Annotated in this window: 8 protein-coding genes and 1 other annotated feature; all 8 genes read right to left on the bottom strand. The window is 31.4% G+C overall.

Annotation, left to right across the window (positions count from 1 at the left end):
- Positions 1 to 10 precede the first annotated feature (10 nt).
- Positions 11 to 1,387, bottom strand: coding sequence for a deoxyribodipyrimidine photo-lyase (locus ACL_RS07055; protein WP_012243348.1), 1,377 nt, complete (start codon positions 1,385 to 1,387; stop codon positions 11 to 13).
- Positions 1,388 to 1,395: 8 nt separating this feature from the next.
- A complete protein-coding gene (asnS, locus tag ACL_RS07060) occupies positions 1,396 to 2,787 on the bottom strand; it encodes an asparagine--tRNA ligase (protein ID WP_012243349.1) in 1,392 nt (463 codons plus the stop codon).
- 46 nt (positions 2,788 to 2,833) lie between these two features.
- Positions 2,834 to 3,063: a binding site (T-box leader), on the bottom strand.
- Between the two features lie 38 nt (positions 3,064 to 3,101).
- A complete protein-coding gene (locus ACL_RS07065) occupies positions 3,102 to 4,229 on the bottom strand; it encodes a DNA recombination protein RmuC (protein ID WP_049751967.1) in 1,128 nt (375 codons plus the stop codon).
- Position 4,230: 1 nt separating this feature from the next.
- Positions 4,231 to 5,157: a hypothetical protein gene (locus tag ACL_RS07070; RefSeq protein WP_012243351.1), complete on the bottom strand. Its 927-nt coding sequence runs from the start codon at positions 5,155 to 5,157 to the stop codon at positions 4,231 to 4,233.
- Between the two features lie 97 nt (positions 5,158 to 5,254).
- Positions 5,255 to 5,872 carry an RNA-binding cell elongation regulator Jag/EloR gene (jag, locus tag ACL_RS07075; protein ID WP_012243352.1) on the bottom strand — a complete coding sequence of 206 codons (618 nt, stop codon included), beginning with the start codon at positions 5,870 to 5,872 and terminating at the stop codon, positions 5,255 to 5,257.
- Between the two features lie 14 nt (positions 5,873 to 5,886).
- Entirely contained in the window at positions 5,887 to 7,362 is a 1,476-nt protein-coding gene (locus ACL_RS07365) for a YidC/Oxa1 family membrane protein insertase (RefSeq protein ID WP_012243353.1), read from the bottom strand.
- Complete coding sequence (gene rnpA / locus ACL_RS07085) at positions 7,362 to 7,712, bottom strand: ribonuclease P protein component (protein ID WP_012243354.1); 351 nt, start codon at positions 7,710 to 7,712, stop codon at positions 7,362 to 7,364. Before rnpA ends, ACL_RS07365 begins: the two co-directional genes overlap by 1 nt.
- Before the next feature lie 102 nt (positions 7,713 to 7,814).
- Positions 7,815 to 7,949, bottom strand: a complete 135-nt coding sequence (gene rpmH, locus ACL_RS07090) for a 50S ribosomal protein L34 (RefSeq protein WP_012243355.1) — start codon at positions 7,947 to 7,949, stop codon at positions 7,815 to 7,817.
- Positions 7,950 to 8,049: the final 100 nt, after the last annotated feature.

Raw genomic sequence — 8,049 nt, forward strand, 5'->3', positions numbered from 1 at the left:
GAAGTGATCTTTATAGTGTATTGACGTAATCTAGGTAAGTTTTCATATCAAATTTTCGAATCAGACCTTGTTCGTTCATATATCTTAATTTACCAAATATAGCTCGCTCTTGCCAAGCTCTATCATGTTTACCAAAGTTCCATGCGATATTACCATAAGAGTTTGGATTTCTGCCATCGATAAAGTATTTATTATTTAAGTAGACTATGATTTGGTAGGCATCTTTCATAGACCCTGACCACTCCATAATCTTTTTAGCCCAATACATTCTTAAGTAGTTTGCCATAAACCCTGTAATACGTGCTTCTTTCATCGCTGCATTAAAGTGTATATCATGGGTTTTACTAAATTCTATATCTTCTAAACTATAGATATGTGTTCTTAAATCTCTTTCATGCTCATACATTGTTTCATATGCCCAAGACTCTGTCATAAATTCAAACACATCATAATCTTTAATATATGTAACAAAGTTATACGCTAGAGACCTTCTCACCACTAATTGTTCAATAAAACCTTCTGACATTTCAGGATAGATCTTATAGAATGGATGATCATAGAGCATACGCAATATTTCTTGATCGGATACTTGCCCGAATTGTAGATACATCGACATATAAGATTGAATATGTAGTGCAGGATCAGATCTTTTATCATAATCTTTAAGTAGTTGGTTAAAGAAATATTCTAAATGTTTATAGGCTTCTTTTCTACCACCTTTAAATTTATGATATGGTTTCACACTCATATCAATTGGTAGGTTTTTTACTACTTCGTCTATGTTTGAAAGATCAAGTGGTTCATAGACTTTAGTCTTTTCAATATTATCTAACCTAGATAATTCTCTATAATCCATATATTGAGGTAATTTTTCCATCACTTTGGGTCTAATTACATAGGCACCATAAGCAGCTTTTGGATAAAGTACTTCAACAGGTATGATAAGATCGGTTTCTACTTGAATAATATCTATAGCATGTGTATCTTTAACGATTTTATAGACTTCATTTCTCATCTGTCTTTGAGGTTTTAAATAGCCTCTATCCATAATGATGGTATCAACATCATCCAAATAAGGTTTGATGTTTTCTGTTAGTTTACCAATACTTAATTCAAAGTGAATGTTTTCTTTAACGAAATCTTGTTGAAGTTCTTTTAGACCCTCTAACATAAAGGTGTAGTGTCTAAGGTTCGCTTCAGGGTAGTTTGGTAGTATGTTGAACCAGACAATTAACGGTAGTTTTTTCTTATTAGCAAGTTCAATCGCGTAATTTAAGGCATGGTTATACTGGATGCGCATGGATTGCTGCATCCAGTATAAAATGAATTTACCTTGTTTATTTGTGTTGTGTTCTAAAAACTTTTTAACTCGATCGTTATGTATCATATTTTGAATTAAAATAAAATGTTTTTAGGTGTTCTAGGGAATGGAATAACGTCTCTAATATTTTCTACACCAGTTACATAGATTAAGTATCTTTCAAAACCTAATCCAAAACCAGATGTTTGAACACCACCATAACGTCTAAGATCTAAATACCAATCAAGGTCTTTAACCGGTACATGCATATCTTCCATACGTTTAAGTAAAACATCTAATCTTTCTTCTCTTTGAGATCCACCCACTAATTCGCCTGAACCAGGTACTAATAGGTCTACTGCAGCAACTGTTTTTTGATCGTCATTTAATCTCATATAGAATGCTTTAATATCTTTTGGCCAGTCTTTTACAAACACTGGACCATGGAATGCTTTTTCTGTTAGATATCTTTCATGTTCTTTAGCTAAGTCTTCACCATGTTTTGGTTGGTTTTCAAATTTGTGGTTGGATTTTAGTAAGATATTAATTGCTTCTTCATGAGTAATACGTTTAAATGATGATTTTAGTAGGTTATCTAACTTGGTTAATAATCCTTTTTCTACAAATTTATCAAAAAATGCCATTTCTTCTTTTGCATGTTCTAAGACATAAGATGTAACATATTTCACCATACGTTCAATAAGTTCCATATTGTCATTTAAGTCTGCAAATGCAATCTCTGGTTCAATCATCCAAAACTCTGATGCATGGGTTGTAGTATTAGAGTTTTCTGCTCTAAATGTTGGACCAAATGTATAGATATTTCTAAATGCGTGTGCATAAGCTTCTCCTTCGAGTTGTCCTGTAACAGTAAGGTTAGCTTCTCTACCAAAGAAATCTTTACTATAGTCAATACTTGAGTCTTCATTTCTAGGTGGCTTATTCATGTCTAGTGTAGTAACTTTAAACATAGCGCCTGCGCCTTCACCATCGTTTGCAGTTAAAATTGGTGTGTGTACATAGACAAAGTCTTGTTCCTGAAAGAATTTATGTATTGCATAAGCAGCTATACTTCTAACTCTAAATACTGCAGAAAATAAATTCGTTCTTGGACGAAGGTGTGCAACCTCTCTTAAAAACTCTCTTGTGTGGCGTTTTGGTTGGATTGGATAGTTTTCACCTGAATCCCCTATTAGTCTCACTTCTAGTGCCTTAATTTCAAATGGTTGGCTTCTATCTGGTGTTAAAACAAGCGTACCTATAACTTCAATGGATGCACCTACAGATAAACGTGTCACTGCATCAAAGTCTTTTGTTGTTGCCCTTTCATATACTACTTGGATGTTTTCAAAAAAACTACCATCATTTAGGTTAATAAACCCAAATTCTTTTTGATCACGGTGGTTTCTAATCCACCCCTTTAATATAACTTCTTGACCTGCATACCTTGCAGGATCTTTATATATTGTTCTAATTGTTAAATCCATAAGTTTTCTCCTTTTAATATAATAAAGTCCTTAGACTAAAATTTAGTCTAAGGACGAATAATCGCGGTACCACCTTAGTTCTAGATTAACATAGCTAATCTAGCGCTCAACTTGCTTATATAACGGATAAGCGATCCGTACAGTTCTACTAACATTTATATGTGTTCTTCTGTCTCTAAAAAGTGTTATTTCAAATCAGCATATGTGTTAATTTTCACCAACCATTAACTCTCTTAAACATATCATCTGTTTTACTCTTCTTTTTTATGATGTATATGAAGTTTCTATTACTATTGTATCACTAATTTATAAAATTAGTCATCAGTATTTATATTTTTAAAGTCGGAATGTTCAATTTTGTAGACATTCTTATTTAAACGGTTCATTGGTATCATTAAAGTCCTAATACTTTCTGATAACCTTTGAATATCTTTTTCTAAGGTATTAAAACGTTCAAATACTAGTCTAAAATCATTATAGAGTTTGTTGATTTCATCAAGCATTTTTTCGGCATTCTTTTCTTTTTCTAGATCTTGATTGATGACTAGTATCATTGTAAGCATATAAACTAATGTAGTAGGAGATGTGATCCACACCTTCTTTTTAGATGCATACTCTACTAAATGAATATAGTTTGCTTGAATCTCTGAGAATACTGCCTCACTTGGTATAAACATTAAAGCATAGTCAGTTGTTTCATTTTTGATGATATATCTACTAGCAATATCATCAATATGTTTTTTAATATTTTGTTCAAAAAGTTTTGATGCATTTTTTCTTTCACTATCTTCTAAGTTTGAATCATACATCCTAATATAATTTTCTAGTGAAAACTTTGAGTCAATTGGAATATTTAGAGCATCACCACTACCATAGACTATAGCATCCACTACTGTTTGATTAGATAGTTTATGTTGTTTAGTAAATAAAGTTTTATTGTTTTCACCAAAGACATTTTCTAGTATTTGGTATAACTGTAACTCACCATACATACCTCTTAGTTTTTTATCTGACAAATAAGATTTTAAATCATTTACATGCCCAGATAGGTTTTCAATATTCTTTTGTGTGGTATCAATAATAGTTAGTTTTTCAAGCATAGAACTAAAGAGTTTATCACTTGATTGAAAACCTTCTTTCAGTCTTGTTTCTACCTTATCATTCATCGATTGTAAATCGACATTCAGTTTGGTTGAAATGGCTTCTTTAAAGTAATTAATGGTTCTTTCTAATTCCAGTTGGCTTTGCAAATTTTGTTTATCTAGTTCTGTTTTAAAATCCGTTTTTAGATACTCAATTTTAGATAGAATTTCTTGTTGCTGTCTACCTTTTACTTCATCATTAGGAGACTTTTTACCCTTAATAAATACAATCATTAGAATCATTAAAAAGACTATAATAACACTCATACCGGTGAGTAAAATAATTTCTGTAGTAGTCACTTTATACCTCCACATCTTCTAAGTAATAAACATGTATACCATCTGATTTAGTTTCTTTATAAATGGTCATATAGGTATCACTTGATAGTAAGATATCATACATGCTAGGAAATATGCCATCACGGTCTAATGTGTAATTAGTACCTAGATCTTTATTAATTTGACCAAAGGCGCGTGTGACTAAATCTGTACAATAATATTTGTATTTGGTATCAAATATGAATAGGTAATTATATAGACCTCTGTTTGTTTTATCTTTAGCGTAATTTACTGCAACATCCAGTTCAGCATCAAAGGTTTCTATGTCTTTACTTTTTAACCTAAGTGACATAATTTCATCTCTATAAAATCTACCATAATAAGGATACTCTGAATGTGTTTCATTTCTAAATGGAGTCATCCAATAATTTGATACAGATTGAACACTTAAACCATATTTATCCGTCTCATCATACCCACGGTGCATGATTACATTAAATATGGTAGTAAAATCTAAGGTGCCATTATCACCAATTCCGGTGGACTGATAAATTTGATTATTGTCCCCTACTAATGCAGCATGTCCACCAAGCCAGTAACCATAGATTTGATCTACAACTGGTATATATGGAAAAGGAGATTCAAAGGTTAATAGGATATCACCTTTTTGTCCTGGATTTACCTTACTAGCATCAAAGAATACTGAGCGTGTATCACTTAGTTCATACTCATAGGTTCGTTTGATTTTATGATAAAAATAGGTGGTGTCATGTTGACTCACCTCAACTGTTTCATATGCTCTACTTTTAAAGTCATTAATGATCTGAGTTTTCTTAATATTTTCATAGGTTGATTCCCCTATAAAGTAAGCTATCAGTAAGATAAATGCTAAAGCTATATATTTAATTGTTTTTCTAAGTACTTTAGTTATTTTCTTTTTATTTTTCATAAGTAAATTATAACATTAAATGATTATTTTCATGTGCTTTGATTTAGGTGTAAAAAAAATATCTCCAATCATGGGAGATATTTTATAATTTAAGTATTTATTTTTTTGGTCTGATGATGATTGCGCGTTCTTCGCCTTCACCTTCAGAATATGTTTCAACATCACGCCACTCAGTTAATTTAGAGTGAACAATACGACGATCGAATGCATTCATTGGGTCAAGTTTGACTGCAATACCACTTCTTGCTACATCTTTAGCGGTTTTAGTTGCCATAATTTCTAATTGGCGTTTTCTTGATGCATGGTAGTTTCCAATATCTAATGTAACTAGTATTGGTTCTTCAACAAATGTTGACAAATGGTTTCTTAATAATGTTTGGAAAGCTAATAAAGTCTTACCTTCTTTACCGATTAATAAAGCATTTTCTGAAGTTTGAAGGCGGTACGTAATTGTGGATTCATCTGGTGATTGAATTTCCATTTTTACATCAATACCTAATGCAGTTACCATATTTTCTAAGTATTGTTTACCTTCAATAGCTAAATCGATATTAGGGCTTGCTTTATAAAGTGTGCTTCCACCAACGCCAAGAAAGCCTTTTTTCTCTTTTAATACTTCTAATTTAATTTTAGCTTCTGATATTTTTAGTATATCTGACGCTTTTTTAGTTGCTTCTTGAAGCGTTTTAGCTTCGATTTCAATAACTTTTAGCATGTCTAACCCCTTTCTTAGATGATGCTTTGTGAAGCTCTAGTTTTTTCGTATTTCTTTTCAGATAATTTTCTATTAATGAATGATTGACCAATTGAGAACAGGTTACCAATGATCCAGTAGAATCCTAACGCATTTACTGATGTGATTGTAGTTAATACCATCATACCAATCATAACGTTTGATACTGTCTTCATTGTTTTAGCTTGTTGTTCTGCTTGTTCCGTCTTCACTTGAGTTCCTGTATTTTTAGCATAACTTGGTTTCTTTTGAGATAGATGTTGTAATAACCACATAGTCACACCAACGATTGCAGCTAAGACATAACTTGTTACATCATTAAATCCACCTGCAGATAAATCAATTAATCCGAATAAGATTTTATGATTGTTTACGTTTGCAGCATACATACCACCAGGTACTGTAATACGGTAAACAGTTTGGAACATTGCTAAGAAGATTGGCATTTGAAGAATTGGTGTAAAACATCCTAATACTGAAATACCATGTTTCTTATATAGTTGCATCATTTCCATTTGCATTTTTTGTTGTGAAGCAGGGTCTTTTTTGAGTGCATATTTATTTTGTAATTTAGTTAACTCTGGTTGTGCAACAGCCATTTTAATTGACATATCATTTGCTTTGGCATAAATTGGCCATGCAATTGTACGAACAATAATGGTTGCAAATAAGATACCTAAACCAAAACTATTTAATCCAAATAAGGATGCAAAGAATTGCATTAAAAATGAAATTGGGATAATGAAAACCCAGTCCCATACATAGCCTAACCATGTATTTTCCATTTTAGTGTTAATTGGTAGTTGGTTATCCGCTGGTTTATAAGATAAATTCTTAATGACTTGGACTGTGTCGTTTAGATCATGGAATTCAAATGATAAAACGTTATTTGAATTGATCTTAAACACATTATCTTCATAGTTTTCTGGTGTTGCCAAATACTTTTGAGCATTAGCTCCAGTTTCTTTAATAACTTCCGTGTTTGCTTTTGTATTAAACTGAGCAGAAATTACTTGAACTTTTTCTAAATCAATTTGGTTTGTAATTACTGTAAAGAATAATGCATTAACGTTTTTGATTTTGTCTGCATCGTTTTCAACACCATAAGTTGGACTTAAAGCAGATACAACAATATCATTTGGATTACTTACTGTACCTTCATACCCTGTTTGGTACACATATACATTATATTTATGACCACGAACAGTGATTTCATAGATATTATTACCTAATGATACGCTTGTTACTTCTGTAGATGCAACATCTACTCTAGATGAAGTCTTGTTTTTTTGGATGGAGTAAAATTCGAAATCTCCTGTTTCAATGATTGGACCATTTGCATTGGTTTCATCCATTGTATAAACAATTTTATTTGGTGATAGGAAAGTATCAATTTCAGATGTATCAGGTGAACATGCAACCAACACTAATCCAAACACTAACACCGTAAGTACTGCTAATATTTTACGCATTAATTTTGAGCCTCTTTTTCTATAAGTTTTGCTTTAATAAGCAATTTAGTTATGTTTTCTTTTATTAAATCATAAGGTAAAAGATTTGATTGTGGTCGTACCACAATAACAAATCTGTACTTAGGATTTATATAGTTTGAATAGTTTGAAACGATATATCGAAGTCGACGCTTAGCTTGGTTTCTTTCTACTGCGTTTCCGAATTTCTTGCCGATCGATATCGCATACTTAAAGTGAGGTGTTTCATGAGGTATAAAGTATATAACAAAATATCCGTTACCCACGGATTTTTTTTCTTTAAAAACTAAATCCAATTCGTTTTTACTTTTTATAGAATATACTCTCTTCACTACAAACCTCAAATTAAAAAATAAAGGACTACCTAAAACAAATAAACAATATTTGTTAATGATCTGGTAGTCCTGGTATTTATTAACTTTTATATAATTTTATTAAACAGTTAAAGATTGGCGACCCTTAGCTCTTCTTCTTGCTAATACTTTACGTCCATTAGCAGTAGCCATACGAGCTCTAAATCCGTGCCTTCTTTGATGTTTGATTTTACTTGGTTGATATGTTCTTTTCATAATCAAAAAACCACCTTTCTTATGAAACCTTGCTTTTCTTATTATAAATAAAGTGTTCTTAAAAGTCAAACATAAAATGGTCTTTCTTTTATTTATTTAT

The organism is Acholeplasma laidlawii PG-8A, from assembly GCF_000018785.1.
GTDB lineage: Bacteria > Bacillota_I > Bacilli_A > Acholeplasmatales > Acholeplasmataceae > Acholeplasma > Acholeplasma laidlawii.

Coding starts and splice junctions, on each gene's coding strand:
- ACL_RS07365 (WP_012243353.1), bottom strand. CDS start 7,362: ATGCGTAAAATATTAGCAGTACTTACGGTGTTAGTGTTTGGATTAGTG.
- ACL_RS07055 (WP_012243348.1), bottom strand. CDS start 1,387: ATGATACATAACGATCGAGTTAAAAAGTTTTTAGAACACAACACAAAT.
- jag (WP_012243352.1), bottom strand. CDS start 5,872: ATGCTAAAAGTTATTGAAATCGAAGCTAAAACGCTTCAAGAAGCAACT.
- ACL_RS07070 (WP_012243351.1), bottom strand. CDS start 5,157: ATGAAAAATAAAAAGAAAATAACTAAAGTACTTAGAAAAACAATTAAA.
- asnS (WP_012243349.1), bottom strand. CDS start 2,787: ATGGATTTAACAATTAGAACAATATATAAAGATCCTGCAAGGTATGCA.
- rpmH (WP_012243355.1), bottom strand. CDS start 7,949: ATGAAAAGAACATATCAACCAAGTAAAATCAAACATCAAAGAAGGCAC.